The following is a 17,558-nucleotide window of genomic DNA, read 5'->3' as shown; positions in this document are numbered from 1 at the left end:
CATTTTCTGGTTATATATACGCAACTAATATTATAAACCAGATGCGTACCGGTTAAATCATGTAATTAACTGGTAATTAAGCAAAAAGAAGGCTTGCTTGTATGGTACGGAAAGATTTTTATTTACTTGGGATTTTAAGCATACTACTATTATTGATCTTTCTGCCTCTTTTTTACAGCGAATACATTTTTATGGATGAGGCGTTGGAGATCTGGGGTTACAACTCAACGCCAGATCTACAGTTGTTCGCCGATGATGGCCGTTTGCTGGCAGAAATGCTGCATAGCTGGTTATTCAAAATGACTGATACCATACATGATATTAAATACATACGGTTGGTTTCCCTGTTTGGCTGGATGGCTTGTTTACCTATTTGGTATGGTATTATCAAGCGGTCGGTTGCCAATGTGCCGGGGTATGAGTACCTGCCATTTTTTTTCTGCCTGTACCTGGTTACCAGTTTACCATTTATTGTATCGGTACAATGGGCAACCTGTATGCAGTTTTTTATTGCCCATACCGCCGCATTGGTATCGGGCGCTCTTATAGTGCAGGGAATACTCTCCGGCGGGAATAAGTTACGGGTTACGGTAAAATTTGCCATTCCCGCTTTGTTGTTAGGCATTGTGTCGTTGTTTTTTTACCAGAGCGCCTTCGCCTGTTTTCTGCTCCCGTTGCTGCTCCATTTTATCAATCCATTTACTGGCAAAAAAGACTACGTATTGATCTCGGGGTTGGTGGTTTACTTTCTGGTGTATGCTGTTTACTACGTTTTGTATAAGGTTAGTTTTAGTCTGATAAATAACATTCAGCCCAGTTCCCGCTATGACATATACATACATCCCTGGGAGAAAATAAAGTTTTTCCTGGCGCGGCCATTGGAAAGAAGTTTCCGGTTCACTTTATTAACGCATGAAGACAGCTTCATTTCAAAAATATACTACCCGATAATGCTGGGCGCCCTGGCCGTTGCCACCTACATTCGCTTTGGACGGGCCAAGTGGCTAAACGCTGTAAAATACCTTGCCGCCATTGGGTTTATTTTTGCGGTAGCTTATATACTTTCTTTGATTGTTCAGGAAAGCTATGCTTCAAACAGAACACTTATGGCCCTTAACCTGTGTGTATTCATCGTTTGTTGTGAAATGGTCTTATTCTTTATAAAGAACAAACGGTTGTTGCAGATGGCGGGCGTGGCTGTGATCTTGTTCTTTGTTTTTTGCGCCCGGTATAACTTTCAGCAGGTGTTTCTGCGTCCGGTGGTGGATGAAACAGCGGCACTTAAAAATTATTTCAGGCAAAATTTCCACAATGGTATACAAACCGTTCACTTCATTCGTCCCTCAGAGGATTTTATGGCTGAAAAATATCATGTAAACCGGTCTATGGATGAGTTCGGTGTAGCCTCGAGTTGCTGGAATTGGGTGCCAGTACCGCTCACCAAACAACTGGTTTATGAAGCTACCGGCGACCGCAGAAAGGCGATAGAGGTGGTTGTAAAACAGTGGCCTGATAAAGAAGCCTTCCTTAAGTCGGGCGAAGCAATAACCAATACTACCTTACTGGTTGATGTTCCAGTAATTATGAATTCCGTAAAAACCAATTGACAATGGGCAATCAACAATAAGCAAAGGCTGCCGATAGCCGGGCTTTTCGCATAATTACACCTTGCCTATTGCCCATTGCCTATTGATTGCCCGTTGTCCATTGTCTTATGCCTATTGATTCGTACCTTTGCCGCTTCAAAATTTTTGCGCACGTATGATTACAGTGAATAATGTGACCCTATCGTTCGGAAAACGGGTGTTATTCGATGAAGTTAACCTTTCCTTCAGTAAAGGCAATTGCTACGGAGTAATAGGCGCCAATGGCGCCGGAAAGTCTACTTTCCTGAAAATTTTATCGGGTGAAATTGAGCCTAGTAAGGGAAGTGTTGATATAACACCTGGCGAACGTATGGCTGTGTTGAAGCAGAACCATTTTGAATTTGACGAATGCACTGTTTTGAACACCGTGTTAATGGGGCATAAAAAGTTGTGGGAAGTAATGCATGAGCGGGATGCCATTTATGCCAAAGCCGATTTTACCGAAGAAGACGGGATTCGCGCCGGTGAGCTGGAAGGGGAGTTTGGCGAAATGGGCGGCTATACAGCCGAAAGCGATGCCGCCACCCTGCTCAGCGAACTGGGTGTTAAAGATGATGTGCACCCTTTATTAATGAAAGATATCAGCGGTACCATGAAAGTACGGGTGCTTCTTGCACAGGCTTTATTTGGTAATCCAGATATCCTGATCCTCGATGAGCCTACCAACAACCTCGACGTTGTAACTATATCGTGGTTAGAGAACTTTCTGGCCGATTATGAGAACATCGTAATTGTAGTATCTCACGACCGTCACTTTTTGGATGCTGTGTGTACACACGTTGCGGATGTTGACCGCCAGAAGATCAAGATCTACACCGGTAACTATACCTTCTGGTACGAAAGTAGCCAGTTGGCTGCCCGCCAGTTGAGCGATAAGAATAAGAAGATGGAAGATAAGCGCAAAGACCTTATGGAGTTCATCGCCCGGTTTAGCGCCAACGCCTCCAAATCGAAGCAGGCTACTTCCCGTAAGAAAGCCCTGGAGAAACTGGTTATTGAAGACATTACGCCTTCCAACCGTAAATATCCCGGTATCATCTTTAAACAGCAACGTGAAGTTGGTAACCAGATCCTGAACGTAGAAAAATTATCGAAATCAATAGAAGGTAAACCGCTGTTCGCCAACATCAGCTTTACCCTGAACAAAGGCGATAAAGTTGCCATTGTAGCCGATGATCAAATGGCCATCACCGCGTTCTATGAGATCATCAATGGAGAAATTGCGGCTGATAGCGGTAAATTCGAATGGGGCGGCACGGTAACAAAAGCTTATTTGCCCAACGACAACTCAAAATATTTTACCAACAGCCTGAACCTGATGGACTGGCTGCGTCAATATGTGCCACCACACGTAACAGATGTGGATGAGCCTTTCCTGCGCGGCTTTTTGGGTAAGATGTTGTTCAGCGGCGATGAGATCATGAAGAAGACATCGGTGTTGAGTGGAGGTGAGAAAGTACGTTGTATGGTAAGCCGTATGATGTTGCAGGACCCCAACATGGTGATCCTCGACGAGCCTACCAACCACCTCGACCTGGAATCTATTCAGTCGTTCAACGAAAGCATGACGAACTTTACCGGTATTGTATTGCTTTCTTCGCATGACCACACCTTTATGCAAACTGTTGCCAACCGTATCATTGAGCTTACACCCAATGGCGCTATCGATAAGCTGATGAGCTTTGATGAATACATCGAAAGAAAGCAGGCTAATAAATTACAATTAGCTTAACAAGGCGGATTTTCCAAAACCATTAGCTCCAGTTGTGGATTGCTTGATGGTTGAACCTGCCTGCCGGCAGGCAGGTTGCTTGATGGCTGATCGTTGAACGAATTGCTTTGCGAGTATTTTTGGGCCACCCCGAAAATCGGCAGACGCAGCCATCTAGCCATCAAACCATTTGGCCATCAATTAAAGAGGGAGCTGAACTCTTTGAGCCATCTCGTTTTTATCATTCAATTATGAGTTCAACAGGCTGGGATAATTTTTGGAAAGATCAACGCCAATCGTTTTATGCAGTTATGCGAATGGCAACTGCTTATTGTGTAACGCAGCTGGAGAAAGTATATCATTTAAAGCCAACCGACGAAATTCTCGATTATGGGTGCGGTCCTGGTTTTGTGGCCGATTGCCTGGCCAACCAAAAAATACAAATAACCGGAGCGGATATCAATGAGTTCTTCATAGAGGAATGCCGGAAAAATCATCCTGCTTCTTTGTTCCTGCTTATTACCACGGATATAACTGCCAATAAAAAGATCCTGGACGAACAACTGAAAGAACAAAAATTTGATTACATCCTTCTTTTAAGTGTTGCGCAATACTTTAACAGCGCGAACGACCTGGAACAGCTTATCGGCCTGCTTAGTACCTATATGAAAGAAAGCGGCCGATTGATCATTGCCGACGTGTTGGATGAAAACACTTCTTCTATCAAAGATGCAATTACACTTTTTTTACATTGCATTAAAAAGGGCCGGGTAGGCGCCTTTGTTGGTTTTATGTCTTACCTGATGTTCTCAAACTACCGCACCATCTCAAAACAAAATAAGCTGCTGCAGGTGCCGGAACAAGCTATTCGCGACATGGCCATGCGGAATGCCCTGCAGTGCGAAAAGGTAAAAGGGCTCACCCTTCAAAAATCCCGGTCAAATTATATTTTAAGCCATTCTTCCGTAAAATCATCGGTTTAAAGCTATTACAGTTCGATAAAATCCCGTTTCGTGCAATAAATCCTAACTTTAAGCGCTATTAAACATATTGGCTGATGTCAACTTAACAAAGTGAAAATCAGCGGGGTTACCAAAACCAATATCTTTTCAACAGATACCTGCATACCCTCTTTTGAAAAGATGCCTTAAAATCAAACTAGGTTGTTGATCGGGAAGAACCTGATACTGTGCATTTGTTTTTCTGTAGGCTGGCTGCTGGCCGCTGCCCAAACCCCGCGTCTGGCTGCGTCTGGTTCCAACCTGCGAAAAAAGGTGGTGGCAGCAAAGCAACCCTCTATTCTACTCGATAGCCTCAGCATAGTTCCCGGAACCGTTGCCATTGCCGGTATACCCGATACTTTGTACGATATAGATTTTGTGAATGCCCGCCTCACCTGGAAGCAATTACCGCCGCTGGATAGTGTTTTAGTTCGTTACCGCGTATTTCGCACCCGGCTGAATGCCGTGGTGAATCGCATGCAGTTCGACAGTGTGATGAACAATTTCATGGGGCAGCCCTTTGTTCCTGATTATGTAGGAGTAGGCCAGGGCGATAACTTCTTCAATTTTGGCAACATTAATTACAACGGAAGTTTTGGCCGCGGTATTTCCTTTGGTAACAGCCAGGATGCCGTATTTACCAGCAACCTCAACCTGCAGTTAAGCGGTTACCTGGCAGACAGTATTGAAATTGTGGCCGCCATCACCGATAACAATATTCCCGTTCAACCCGATGGTACTACCCAGCAATTAAACGAGTTTGACCGCATCTTTTTACAGTTCAGAAAAAAGACCTGGCAGTTAAGCCTTGGAGATATTGATATCCGCCAGCAGCAGCAAAGCTATTTTCTCAGCTTTTATAAACGCCTGCAGGGTGTTGCCTTTGAAACCACCTCGGCCATTACCGATAAAATTTCAAACAGGTCCATGCTCAGCGGGTCTATTGCCAAGGGAAAATTTACCCGTAACATCCTGGAGCCACAGGAAGGCAACCAGGGACCTTACCGGTTACAGGGCGCCAACAACGAATTTTATTTTGTTGTGCTGGCCAATACCGAACGGGTTTATATCGACGGCATATTGATGCAGCGCGGAGAAGACAGGGATTATGTGATCAATTACAATACGGCGGAAATTACCTTCACGCCCCGGCAAATGGTGACAAAAGATAAACGGATAGTGGTGGAGTTTGAATATGCCGACCGCAATTACCTGAACTCGAATATTTATCTCACCAATGAAACCAACTTTAATGAGAAGGTAAAAGTAAGGCTGGGTTATTTCAGTAATGCCGATGCAAAAAGCTCGCCCATTAACCAAAGCCTGGATACTGATCAAAAAGCATTTTTAAGGAACCTGGGCGATAGCATTTCACGGGCTTATTATCCCTATTCGGTAATAGATACATTTTCAACCGGCGCCATACTGTATAAAAAAGTAGATACCGTTTTTAACGGCGGCACCCACGATTCCATTTTTGTATACTCAACCAATGCCGATAGCGCCCGGTATACCTTGTCGTTTATTGACGTGGGCGTTAATAACGGCAACTACATCCCTGACCTCAATGGCGCCAATGGCAAAGTATATCGCTGGGTAGAACCCGTTAATGGCCTGAAGCAAGGCAATTATGAACCTGCCGTATTCCTCATAACCCCTAAAAAGCAACAGATAGCCAATGTGGGCGTGGAATACAATATCTCAAAGAATACCGTGCTGAATGCCGAGGCGGCCATGAGCAATTATGATGTGAATACCTTTTCTGATTTTGATAAAGTCAATGATAAAGGATATGCTACCAAAGTAGATTTTAAAAATACCTTGCCCTTTAAAGGCTCAAAAAAGGGCTTGAAATTAACCACTAATCTCGGGTATGAATATGTAGATGCGCGGTTTAAACCACTGGAGCGTTTGCGTAATATAGAGTTTACCCGCGATTGGGGGTTGCCGCTTTTACTGACTACGCCCGAACACGAAAATATTGTAACAGCCGCCGTGCAGGTATCAGACATAAAAAGTAATTCACTGCGTTACCAGTTTACTGAATATAATCGGGGTACTACTTTCACCGGTTTGCGCCACAGCATAACACATGTACAAACCATTAAGGGCTGGGAAATGAACAACCAGTTTACCCTCTCGAATATTGACGCTACCGATGATAAAGGTTATTTCTGGCGGCCTACGGTCAACATTTCGCGCCAGTTCAAAAAGCTGAAGAATTATTCTATTGGCGGGGCCTATGGGGTAGAACATAATGCTATACGCAATAAGCTTACCGACACCATGGCTATCCAAAGCTTTTCATTTACCAATGCATCGGCTTTCCTTAAATCTGATCAGGCTAAACCCAATCACTGGGGTATAAGCTGGTTTACGCGTACCAATTCGTATCCCCTCGGCACCAACCTGGTAAAAGCCGATAGAAGCCAGAACGTAACATTGAACGGTGAATTATTAAAAGATCCCCGTCATCAGTTCCGCTTTACCAGCACCTATCGCAAACTGAAAATTCTTGAAAGCTCATTGAACAACCAGTTGCCGGAAGAGAGTTTATTGGGCAGGACCGAATACCAGGTAAATGTTTTAAACGGACTGCTGAACGGAAACCTGTTGTATGAAGTAGGAGCAGGGCAGGAGCAAAAAAGAGACTATTCTTATCTGGAAGTACCGGCCGGGCAGGGCGAGTTCACCTGGATCGATTACAATAGCGACGGTATTCAGCAGTTAAATGAATTTGAAGTGGCCCTGTTCCAGGACCAGGCAAAATTCATTCGCATTTTTACACCCACCAACGTGTATGTAAAAGCCAATTACAATACCTTCAATTATAGCATCAACATAAATCCACGCGCCGCCATTAACTTATCAAAAGCCAACAAGCTGCGTAAGTTTATTTCTAAAATAAACCTGCAATCGTCGTTGCAGATCAGTAAAAAAGAAGTGGCGGATAAGATCGTTCAGTTCAACCCCTTCAAGGCGCCGTTAAACGATACCTCATTGATCACCCTTACTTCCAATTTTGTAAATACGTTCTCTTTTAACCGCTTTAGTCCGAAATGGGGCTTCGATATAACCAATGCCCGCAATGAGAATAAATCCTTGCTTACCTACGGCTATGAAAGCCGTAAGCTGGATGAGTGGACGGGGCGTACCCGCTGGAACATTACCCGGATGTTTGCGATTGAAGTAACCGGCCGTACGGGCATTAATCAGCTCATTACCTCCAATCCAAAGTTCGATAACCGCAATTATAAGATCAATCAATACTCGGCAGAACCACGGTTAACGTTTACAAGAGGAACTAATTTCAGAATGGGGGTGGGTTATAAATTCAGCGATAAGAACAATGTGCAGGGCAGCCAGGAAAGATCAAAGTCGAATTCTTTAAACACCGATGTAAAGTATAATATTTTACAGAGTACTTCTATTATGGCGAAGTTCACTTATACAGATATTACTTTCACTTCGCTGGATAGCATACCAAATGTTAACTCATCCTCGGGGTATATCATTTTAGAAGGGTTACAGCCCGGTAAAAACTATTTATGGACGCTCGATCTTACCAAAAGGCTTTCGAACAATCTTGAGTTCAGTATGCAGTATGAAGGGCGTAAACCCGGTACATCGCGCATTGTTCATATTGGAAGAGCAGCCATAAGAGCGTTGTTGTAGGCTGAGCGCTGAACGCAAAACGCTGAATGCAAAATACAGATGCAGGTCGAAAGCTAAATGCCGAAAGTGAATACGGCTTCTCGTTTGCACGCGGAGGCCTATATAAAAAAACATCCCGGTGAAATCACCGGGATGCTTAAATATAGTATAGAGAAAGATTATCCGAAGATGCCACCTTTCTTCAGTGAACGGGTAGCTTCGCCGATCTTGAAACCATTGTGGTATACTTCGATCTTGTAGTTACCTTGTTTGAAAGCGCTGTTTTGTTTCCAGGCAAACTCAACGTGTTTGTTTTTGCCTTGTTCGAAATCAACAGGAACTTTTGCAGTGAACAATTTTTCACCTTCTTCACGGGTTGTAAATTTGCCAGAACCTAAAGCTTCAACAGCAACAGGTTGGCCATCAGGACCAGTGATGCAAACGTATACATCTGTAGAACCTGTTTGAGCGATACGGTTGCTAACATCCATTGCAATTACCAGTTTGTCAACTTTCTTTGCAGAGGTTGTTTCTGATTCTTTGCCACCTTTCTTTTCGTTAACAGGAGTAACAGTGATGTTAGATGCGTTCAATGTAGAAGCTACATCTACTTTTGCAGCCAACTCTTCTTTTTGTGTAGTAGTTGTTTGCAGGTCGGTAGTGAGTTTTTCTTTATCGGCTGTTAACTGAGTTTTTTCAGTTGTCAGCGTTTGATTTTCCTGAGTTAAACGAGCAACTTCAGCTTCCAGGTTAGCGATCTTGTCGTTCAGTTCGCCAATCAAAGACTGTGCTTTCTTCTTTTCAGATTCAGACAGACGTTGTTTTTTCAGGATGCTTCCGATCTGACCTTTTAATTTAGAGATCTCGCTGGTTTTATCGTTTACTTTTCCTTCCAGTTCGTTGTTATAACCAGTTAAAGAATCCAAACGGGTTAAAGCAGCATCGAAACTCTTTTGCAATTCATTTTTAGATGAATCTACTGCCACATATTGTGTTTGCAGTTGAGTGATCTTTTGATCAGATTTGTTTTTGTCCCACAGGAAGTAACCCCATGTTCCAAGAATACCAACGGCTAATAAACCGATGATCAGATTCTTTGAATCGCGTCTTGGAGGTGTACTTTGTGGACTAGCGGATGGATAATTGGTTGTACTCATAATAAGTGTATGTTTATTTTGAAAGGTTATAAAATCGGGTTCAGTATTAGTACTTATCGGGTTAGTTTTTCGTAATTGGGTTTCGCATATGGGTTTGACCAAAACCATGCCAGAATTTGGCATTTATCCTTTCCACAAGTCGGGAAAAAACGCTGAAATGTAGTACCGTATTGTGTTACAGATGTGTATAAAACATTATATGTCACGGCTTTTTTTATAGTAATATTGCAAAGTTTAAACCACGATCAATTCATGTCTGCAGAAAAAATTATATCCGATTGGAAAAAAAAGCTGTTTAAACCTGTTTACTGGCTGGAGGGCGAAGAAGATTATTTTATCGATAAAATTGTGCATTATGCCGAGCATAACATTTTAACGGAGTCTGAAGCAGGTTTTAATTTGACCGTATTTTATGGGAGGGATGCAGACTGGACGCAAGTGATCAATGCCTGTAAAAGATATCCCATGTTTGCCGAGCGGCAGGTAGTTTTACTAAAGGAAGCGCAACATATGCGGGATATTGACAAGCTGGAATCGTATATTTCGCAACCGTTATCTTCCACCATATTTGTAGTATCGTACAAAGAAAAGAAAGTTGATGGCCGTACACAACTGGCAAAGCTGCTAAAAACGAAGGCCGAGCTGTTTACTACCAAGAAAATGTACGATAGCCAACTGCCTGAGTGGACTAATGAAATGGTAAAAGGAAAAGGATATACCATTTCGCAGAAGGCGGTGTTATTGTTAGTCGATCATATCGGAAATGATCTTAGCCGTATAGATAATGAAGTAGATAAAATGCTGGTGAACCTCGGCAGCAGGACCAATATCACCGAAGATGATATTGAAAAGTATGTAGGGGTGAGCAAGGAATACAATCCTTTCGAATTACAGTCGGCCATGGCTGCCAAAGACCTTCCCAAAGCCATGCGCATCATTCAGTATTTTGAGGCCAATCCCAAAGCGGCGCCCATTCAACTGGTATTGCCAACACTATATAACCTGTTCAGTAAAACGTACATGATCTTTGGGCAAAGCAGCAAAGACAACAAAACCATTGCGGCCAATATAGGAGTGAATGCCTGGTTTGTGAAAGATTATTTACTGGTAGCCCGCAATTATGGTTATAACGGTGTTGAAAAAGCATTGCTGTTGTTGCATCATTACAACCTGCGTAGTGTAGGGGTAAATGATATCGGATCGTCTGACGCTTCGTTGTTGAAAGAGATGGTAGTGAAGATGGTGAATTAGGCAAGTTATTAAGTTCGTAAGTTCATGAGTTAGTAAGTTAACCAATGAACTGAATAACTCAATAACTGAATAACTAAGAACTAAGAACTCTCAACGTCTCCTCTTTATCTTTCGCCAGTTGTTCAACCAACGCTTCCAATCCATTGAACTTAACTTCCGGGCGCAGGTATTTTTTGACGTATACCCGAAGGGTAGCGCCATAAATATCCTCATTGAAATCGAAAATATTTACTTCAATAACGCGGTCGGTGCCGCCAATGGTTGGGCGGATACCTATGCTCATCATGCCTTTGAGGCGTGAATGGTGAGTGGTGAGTGGTGAGTGGGCTTGCTGCTTTCTATTTATAACCTCAACTTCTACAGCATAAATTCCATTTCCGGGTATCAGTTTCTCTTCATTTTCAATTCGAAGGTTGGCAGTAGGGTAGCCGAGCGTGCGGCCCAATTTATTACCGTCTACAACCGTGCCCTCAAAAAAGAAATCATACCCCAGCAGGGTATTTGCGCGATCAGTATTGCCTTCCAGTACAGCTTCTCGAATGCGGGTTGAGCTTACGGTATTGTCACTGATCACATGGGCAGGTATTTCCATCAGGTTAAAACCAAGGCGATCGCTGTATATTTCCAACAATTTATAATCCCCTTTGCGGTTCTTACCGAAGCGATGGTCGTACCCAATGATCACGGTATGTGGATGAAATTTCTCAACCAGGAATTGTTCAATATATGCTTCCGGACTTTGTTGTGCAAAAACATCGGTAAACGGCACTACAACCAGGTGATCGATGCCATTTTTATCGAGCAGTTCAATTTTTTCTTCAATCGTATTGATCAGGTGAATGGCGGGCTGGCCGCTAACGATCACTTTTCGCGGGTGCGGATGAAAGGTGATAATTACTGTTTCACCGCCAATGCGGGCTGCCTCCCGTTTCATTTGCTCCAAGATGCTTTTGTGGCCGGTGTGCACCCCGTCGAACGTGCCAATTGTCACAACTGCCTTTTGAAAGGCCGGAATGGTATCTGTTGAAAAATAAACTTTCATAAATGCGGTGCGAATGTACCAAGAAAAGACTCAAGGCACAAGAGTCAAGGTACAAGAGCCTGAATTCGAAGCGCCCGGTTAAATAAACGGTCATAAATTGAACCCTTATGCCCTGAACCTTTACTTGTGCCTTGGAGCTTGCGTCTTGTGCCTTGTTTTCTTACCTTTGCCGCTTCAAATTATAAAATGAGTTTATATTCCCAACGGGGTGTTTCGGCCCAGAAAGAAGAAGTTCACAAGGCTACTGAAAAGCTGGATAAAGGATTGTATCCCTATGCCTTCTGCAAAATATACCCCGATTACCTCACCGGTGATAACGATTGGGTGAATGTAATGCATGCCGATGGCGCCGGAACCAAAAGCATCCTGGCCTATTTGTACTGGAAAGAAACCGGAGATCTGTCGGTTTGGAAGGGCATTGCACAGGATGCCGTGGTAATGAACCTCGACGACCTGTTGTGTGTGGGTATAACGGATAACCTGTTGTTTTCATCAACCATCGATCGCAATAAAAAGCTGGTGCCCGGGGAAGTGCTGGAAACCGTGATCAACGGGACCCAGGAATTGTTTGATGCGTTAAAAAAGTTCAATGTAAATATCCATTACCTGGGCGGCGAAACCGCCGATGTGGGTGATGTGGTGCGTACCATTGCCGTTAATGGCACCATGACTGCCCGCTGGCCTAAAAACCGGTTGGTGACCAACGAAAAAATACAGGCTGGTGATGTAATTATTGGATTCAGCAGTTTTGGACAAACCGTTTATGAAACTGAATACAACAGCGGTATTGGCAGCAATGGCCTTACCAGCGCCCGCCACGATGTATTAAATAAATTCTACGCCGAATCATTCAGGGAATCATACGAGAACAGCCTGGCCGACGAAGTGGTGTACATTGGGCCCCACCGCATGACCGATACGGTTGGCGCCGAAAAATACCAGGTAGGTAAATTGCTGTTATCGCCCACCCGTACCTATGCGCCCTTATTGCAAGTATTGTTCGAAAATTATTTTGAAGCCATTCACGGCCTCATTCATTGCAGCGGTGGCGGACAAACGAAATGCATGAAATATTTGCCTGGAAACTTCCGGGTAATAAAAGATAATTTATTTGAACCGCCCATCATCTTCCAGCTTATTCAAAAAGCGTCTGGTTCCGATAACCGCGAAATGTACCAGGTATTTAACATGGGCCATCGCCTGGAAGTATTTACCGACGCGGCTTCTGCCGGCTTCTTCATAGATGCGGCTAAAAAACTTGGCATCGATGCGCAAATAGTGGGCAGGGTAGAAGCCAGCGATAAAAAGGAACTGATATTGAAAGTAGGTAGTGAAGAGATTGTTTATTGATTGTTTGGCTGCCAATCTAACCATCTAAATAACTTCTATCCCCAAATCTTTGTAAGGTTTAAGAATAGGATCATCCGGTGACAGTTCAGTTATGAGGATGTGAATTTTATTGATATCACAAATGTGTATTGGCTGCAGGCTGTTGATCTTTTCGGCAATGCTCAGGCAAACCACTTTTTGTGACGATTCGATCATGGCTTTTTTCAACTGTACTACATCCCAGTCGCTATCGGTTATGCCATCTTTTAAGCTAATGGCGTTAACCCCTAAAAAGCACACATCGGCCCGTATTCTTTTAATTTGAGCGATCGCTTCTCCACCGGTGGTTATCTTTGAATTTTTAGACACTTTATCGCCAATGGCAATCACTTCAACCGAAGGATGTTGCATATATTCCAGGATGGCCGGTATGCTGCCCGAAACAAATGTAGCTTTTAACCGGGGTGGCAGCGCCCTGGCCAATTCAATAATGGTAGTGCCGCCGGTGGTAAGCACAAACATGCCGTCATGAATTAGCGATGCGGCTTTGCGACCTATCGTTTTTTTATGGTCGTGCGAATATACATGCGAGGTGGTATAGTGCACCTGGCTAAAGGAATGGGATAATGCGCCGCCATGCACTTTTATGATCTTTCCCTCATCGGCCAGCTCCTGCAGGTCGCGCCGGATGGTATCTTCCGATACATTCATATCCCTGCTGAGATTAGATGACATCACTTTATTGTGAAGGTTCACCTGGTGTAAAATATAGGCCTGTCGTTCTTTTTTTAACATGTTTTGGAGGGTATAAAATGTGCCGGTGGCCGGGCTAAGGCCATTACAATCCCGTTTTATTTTGTGGGGGGAAAGCTATAGAAAATCCTGTATAAAATTTGTAAAAATTTAGCTGAAACTTTCAGCTAATGCAGTAAGGGCTTTGAAGCGGGAATAAAAAAGGGGCCATTTCTCATGTGATAAATGGCCCCATACCTATTGTAAATCTAAATCCTTAATTAAACAGTGGGCGCTTGCCTTTTTTGCAGGCGGAAATTCACCTGGAAATACATTTGTGAAGGCATAATCTCGCGATTGGTTAAATTGGGTTTCTTTTCAAACGCTTTTTTTACTTCTTCCTCCAATACTTTTTTCATCTCTTCTTTTGTAAGTGGCTTGTCAATGGCCGGAATTGTTTCAGCAGCCAGGCTTACGGTTGTAAGGTTCGTTATTCTATGCGCTTCCGGCGGCATCTCATCATATAACCTGAAATCACTGATTTCCCCATTTTTATCAACGCCTAACGAAAAGTATACTACGCCTTCCATATTGTTGGCCAATGCCTTTTTGGGATACCGGGCATTGCGACGGTAGTGTAATGCTATTTTGATGAGAACGGAATCGCCGGTGGCTTCCATACGGGAAGGCTGGGGAGCCATCGTAACCATTTCCCGGTTGGCCATGCTTGCAGGCATTGCATTCGTTGATTGCTTTCTGTTTTCAACCGGGGCTTTGATGATGCCAGCAGCCGGTTTATTTTTATAGTTCACAATGCCTTCCAGGATCTTTTTAGCAACAGCTTCCTGGTTGCTGCTGTTGCTGATATAGGCCAGGTCTTTGGTATTGTCAATAAAGCCACATTCTATCAGCAGGGCGGGACAAGGTGTTTGTTCCAGCACCCAGATGTTTGTTGTGCGTTGTTTCAATGCCGGGTTGATCGTATACAAGGTGCTTAACTGCTGCACAATGGCAGAACCCAGTTGCCTTGATTTATTGGTACGCTCATTTTCTTTATTGGAAATAAAAACCTCAAAGCCGTTATCAGGCGAAACGTTTTCGCCGCCGGTTGAAGATACATGAATGGCAATGAACATATCAGCTTGGGCTTTTTCAGCGATCTCGGTACGCGCTTTTAATCCTTCTTTTATATCTGTTTTGCTTCCAGGTAAATTATCATCGGTGCGGGTCATTACAACGTTTACATTGTACGAAGAGGCCAGTTTTTGAATCTTCTGGCTTATCTGCAGGGCAAGGTTCTTTTCTAAAACTTTGCCATCAGTGCTTACCGCGCCATTGTCGGCACCGCCATGGCCTGGATCAATGACTACTGTAAGCGTTTTTTGGTCAGGGCCGGCATTAAAGGCCGTTGCTGATTTGGTTGATCGTTGCGCATATAAGGCAATGCTGCAAAATACCAGGGCTAATACGGGCAGCGCCATTAAACGGCTGCGGTAACTCATTTTGTTCGACTGGTTGTTGGTGATCATGGCTATACGTCTTTTGATATGGTTTTGAAAAAAATAATTGGTAATAGGTAGGTATTGTGCTTTGAGTGTTTGCAGTACGAGTAATTCGGCATAAGCATAGCGATCGCTATCGGAGATGGCATATTGATCAGCCAGGAATTCATGAATGGCCTTCAATTCTTTTTTAAGCAAATGAAAGAACGGGTTGTACCAGAAAAAAGCAGTGACGATCTCAGTTAAAATAATATCTGAAGAATGCTTTTGCTGTACATGGAACAGCTCATGACGAAAGATCTGTTGTCCATCCCGGCTGTTGAAAGGCAGGTCGGCACTCCAGAAAATACTCCGGAAGAAGGAGAAAGGGGCGCCGGGTTCCCGGGTCCTGAAAAACTTCAGATCGCCAATAGGTTCGTAAGGGTATTTTTTTGAAATTCTCTTAATGTACAATAGCGACCTTACTAATAACCAAAGCAACACGATGACTCCAATTCCATATAACCCATAAAGTGTATTTTCTACAGTAAACAGCCGGGTCAACGTGGTTGCACCTGCGCCAAGTGCATCTTCTTCACCCTTATTAACCGTAAGCACCTCCAGCGTTTGATAAACCGCATGGCTTACTGGGCTTTGAGGTTTGTACAATACCGGAATTTTAATAAAAGGCAAGATCACAGATAGTAATAAGGTAGCCTGCAGGTAAAACCGGTTGTAATGGTGAAACCGCCGGTTACGTAAAAAGAGACAATAATATCCCAACAGCATGCCGGAGCAGAGCATTACTTTTCCCAGGTACAGTAGAACGGTCATTGATTATTGTTTTTGGCGTTTTTGATTTGTTCAAGCAGGGCCTCCAGGTCTTCCTGGCTTAACTTGTTATCATTCACGAAATGCGATAACAGCTTGGCCGGCGACCCTTCAAAATAGCCTTTCACCAGTTGGTTGATGCTTTTTTTGCCATATTCGGTTTTGCTCACCGTTGGCTTATACAGGTTATTGCGGCCCTGCACTTCAAAACTTACAAATCCTTTATCTATCAATATTTTAAGGATGGTGGCCACGGTGTTGGAATGGGGTTTGGGCTCGGGCATTTTGTCTACAACATCTTTCAGGAAACCATGTTTTAGTTGCCACAGTATTTGCATTACCTGTTCTTCGGCTTTTGTAAGTGACTTCATTATAACTAATCTTTTAGTTGTTGGTCAAATGTATAACTAATTCTTTAGTTGCAAAATATTTGAATTGATTTTTTACAATTTTTTTTCCGGGGAGGGTTACGACAGGCCTAAAATCGGCACTAATTATGAGTAATAATCAATATAGATTGGCGATGCGGGATGAAGGATGTGTAATAAATATGTATTCGTTGCTATATTTTAATCAATTTATATCATTTATAGCTTCGATTTTATCCACAAAAGCTATGAGGTTTCAAGATTGAGTGTTACTTTTGCAGACAGTACCGGATGGATTAACAGGTTATTAGCACCTGATTTGCAACCTCCCCCGAACATAGTTAGTCTTGCAAATGTTAGTATTGTACCCTTAACAACATAGAAAGGCGATTTAAAATCGACGATTTAAGTCATTTTTATTTTATAAAGTAGATATGAGACAGCTCAAAATTGCGACCCAGATTACGAATCGAGATTCGCAGGCAGTAGAAAAGTATCTTCAGGAAATTTCAAAAATTCCGATGATCACTCCCGAAGAGGAGACAGTACTGGCCCAGCGGATCAAGATGGGTGATCAGAAGGCATTGGATAAGTTAGTGCAGGCCAACTTGCGTTTCGTGGTATCTGTAGCTAAGCAGTACCAGCACCAGGGTCTTTCACTTAGCGATCTGATCAACGAGGGTAACCTCGGTTTGATAAAAGCGGCCCAGCGTTTCGATGAAACCAAGGGTTTTAAATTCATTTCTTACGCCGTATGGTGGATCCGCCAGTCCATTTTACAAGCGTTGGCAGAGCAGGGCAGATTAGTCCGCCTGCCTCAAAACAAAATTGGCACCTATAACAAGGCTAATAAAGCGTACATGGCTTTTGAACAGGAACATGAGCGGGAGCCGAGTACCGAAGAACTGGCCGAGTTGCTGGAAATGAGTGAAACTGAGATCAATAACATTTTCCAGAGCAATACCCGTCACACCTCGCTCGATGCTCCGGTTCACGAAGCAGAAGACGTGGCCATGGGCGATCTGCTGGAAGGCGGCGATGACACAGACGATGATGTAATGAAAGATTCATTACGGAATGAGATCCGCAGGGTATTGAAATCACTCAGTCCACGCGAAGCTGAGATCGTAAATGCTTATTTCGGCCTCGACGGCGAAAATGGCGTAACCATTGAGCAAATTGGTCAGAAATACGATCTTACCAAAGAGCGTATTCGCCAGATCAAGGAAAGAGCCATCAAGCGTTTGCAAAAAGCACGCTACAGCAATGCTTTAAAAGCTTATTTAGGTTAGTACAGTACTATAAAGAAACGAGAACCCCGGCTGGCTTACTACCTTCCGGGGTTTTTTGTTTGT

At 43.4% G+C, this 17,558-nt stretch carries 12 protein-coding genes; 7 read left to right on the top strand and 5 right to left on the bottom strand.

Translation table 11 applies throughout. The features are described 5' to 3' along the window. The first annotated feature begins 101 nt into the window (after nt 1–101). From FAM09_RS21455 to FAM09_RS21440, 4 genes are all read left to right on the top strand, one after another. Nucleotides 102–1,607: a hypothetical protein gene (locus FAM09_RS21455; RefSeq protein ID WP_136579201.1), complete on the top strand. Its 1,506-nt coding sequence runs from the start codon at nt 102–104 to the stop codon at nt 1,605–1,607. 154 nt (nt 1,608–1,761) lie between these two features. After that, complete coding sequence (locus FAM09_RS21450; RefSeq protein ID WP_136579200.1) at nt 1,762–3,378, top strand: ABC-F family ATP-binding cassette domain-containing protein; 1,617 nt, start codon at nt 1,762–1,764, stop codon at nt 3,376–3,378. A 230-nt stretch (nt 3,379–3,608) separates the two neighbouring features. Continuing rightward, the gene (locus tag FAM09_RS21445) at nt 3,609–4,340 is read left to right on the top strand and encodes a class I SAM-dependent methyltransferase (RefSeq protein WP_136579199.1); all 732 of its coding nucleotides are present in this window, start codon (nt 3,609–3,611) and stop codon (nt 4,338–4,340) included. A gap of 183 nt (nt 4,341–4,523) precedes the next feature. Beyond that, nucleotides 4,524–8,033: a hypothetical protein gene (locus FAM09_RS21440; protein WP_243751743.1), complete on the top strand. Its 3,510-nt coding sequence runs from the start codon at nt 4,524–4,526 to the stop codon at nt 8,031–8,033. Between the two features lie 158 nt (nt 8,034–8,191). On the opposite strand, the gene FAM09_RS21435 is transcribed toward FAM09_RS21440, so the two are convergent. Next, entirely contained in the window at nt 8,192–9,169 is a 978-nt protein-coding gene (locus tag FAM09_RS21435; RefSeq protein ID WP_136579197.1) for a coiled-coil domain-containing protein, read from the bottom strand. A gap of 252 nt (nt 9,170–9,421) precedes the next feature. Between FAM09_RS21435 and holA the strand changes: the two genes are divergently transcribed. After that, entirely contained in the window at nt 9,422–10,420 is a 999-nt protein-coding gene (gene holA, locus FAM09_RS21430; protein ID WP_136579196.1) for a DNA polymerase III subunit delta, read from the top strand. A gap of 73 nt (nt 10,421–10,493) precedes the next feature. Here the strand turns inward: holA and FAM09_RS21425 are convergent, their stop codons facing one another. After that, nucleotides 10,494–11,462: a bifunctional riboflavin kinase/FAD synthetase gene (locus FAM09_RS21425; protein ID WP_136579195.1), complete on the bottom strand. Its 969-nt coding sequence runs from the start codon at nt 11,460–11,462 to the stop codon at nt 10,494–10,496. Between the two features lie 186 nt (nt 11,463–11,648). Between FAM09_RS21425 and FAM09_RS21420 the strand changes: the two genes are divergently transcribed. After that, entirely contained in the window at nt 11,649–12,812 is a 1,164-nt protein-coding gene (locus FAM09_RS21420) for an AIR synthase related protein (RefSeq protein ID WP_136579194.1), read from the top strand. 24 nt (nt 12,813–12,836) lie between these two features. On the opposite strand, the gene FAM09_RS21415 is transcribed toward FAM09_RS21420, so the two are convergent. From FAM09_RS21415 to FAM09_RS21405, 3 genes are all read right to left on the bottom strand, one after another. After that, entirely contained in the window at nt 12,837–13,586 is a 750-nt protein-coding gene (locus tag FAM09_RS21415; protein ID WP_136579193.1) for a DeoR/GlpR family DNA-binding transcription regulator, read from the bottom strand. Nucleotides 13,587–13,804: 218 nt separating this feature from the next. Continuing rightward, nucleotides 13,805–15,838: an N-acetylmuramoyl-L-alanine amidase gene (locus FAM09_RS21410; RefSeq protein ID WP_136579192.1), complete on the bottom strand. Its 2,034-nt coding sequence runs from the start codon at nt 15,836–15,838 to the stop codon at nt 13,805–13,807. Beyond that, complete coding sequence (locus FAM09_RS21405) at nt 15,835–16,173, bottom strand: BlaI/MecI/CopY family transcriptional regulator (protein ID WP_394347823.1); 339 nt, start codon at nt 16,171–16,173, stop codon at nt 15,835–15,837. Before FAM09_RS21405 ends, FAM09_RS21410 begins: the two co-directional genes overlap by 4 nt. 464 nt (nt 16,174–16,637) lie before the next feature. Here FAM09_RS21405 and FAM09_RS21400 point away from each other — a divergent pair, with 464 nt between their 5' ends. Beyond that, nucleotides 16,638–17,495: a sigma-70 family RNA polymerase sigma factor gene (locus FAM09_RS21400; protein WP_014217201.1), complete on the top strand. Its 858-nt coding sequence runs from the start codon at nt 16,638–16,640 to the stop codon at nt 17,493–17,495. Nucleotides 17,496–17,558: the final 63 nt, after the last annotated feature.

This window comes from Niastella caeni (assembly GCF_004834005.1).
Taxonomy (GTDB): Bacteria; Bacteroidota; Bacteroidia; order Chitinophagales; family Chitinophagaceae; genus Niastella; species Niastella caeni.
Note: the sequence above shows the minus strand (reverse complement) of the source record. Positions and strands in the feature narration are given on the sequence as shown.

What these genes read in the sequence shown, in the direction of transcription:
- FAM09_RS21435 (WP_136579197.1), bottom strand. Translation starts at nt 9,169, where the DNA reads ATGAGTACAACCAATTATCCATCCGCTAGTCCACAAAGTACACCTCCA.
- holA (WP_136579196.1), top strand. Translation starts at nt 9,422, where the DNA reads ATGTCTGCAGAAAAAATTATATCCGATTGGAAAAAAAAGCTGTTTAAA.
- FAM09_RS21405 (WP_394347823.1), bottom strand. Translation starts at nt 16,173, where the DNA reads ATGCAAATACTGTGGCAACTAAAACATGGTTTCCTGAAAGATGTTGTA.
- FAM09_RS21455 (WP_136579201.1), top strand. Translation starts at nt 102, where the DNA reads ATGGTACGGAAAGATTTTTATTTACTTGGGATTTTAAGCATACTACTA.
- FAM09_RS21410 (WP_136579192.1), bottom strand. Translation starts at nt 15,838, where the DNA reads ATGACCGTTCTACTGTACCTGGGAAAAGTAATGCTCTGCTCCGGCATG.
- FAM09_RS21450 (WP_136579200.1), top strand. Translation starts at nt 1,762, where the DNA reads ATGATTACAGTGAATAATGTGACCCTATCGTTCGGAAAACGGGTGTTA.
- FAM09_RS21420 (WP_136579194.1), top strand. Translation starts at nt 11,649, where the DNA reads ATGAGTTTATATTCCCAACGGGGTGTTTCGGCCCAGAAAGAAGAAGTT.
- FAM09_RS21445 (WP_136579199.1), top strand. Translation starts at nt 3,609, where the DNA reads ATGAGTTCAACAGGCTGGGATAATTTTTGGAAAGATCAACGCCAATCG.
- FAM09_RS21425 (WP_136579195.1), bottom strand. Translation starts at nt 11,462, where the DNA reads ATGAAAGTTTATTTTTCAACAGATACCATTCCGGCCTTTCAAAAGGCA.
- FAM09_RS21400 (WP_014217201.1), top strand. Translation starts at nt 16,638, where the DNA reads ATGAGACAGCTCAAAATTGCGACCCAGATTACGAATCGAGATTCGCAG.
- FAM09_RS21415 (WP_136579193.1), bottom strand. Translation starts at nt 13,586, where the DNA reads ATGTTAAAAAAAGAACGACAGGCCTATATTTTACACCAGGTGAACCTT.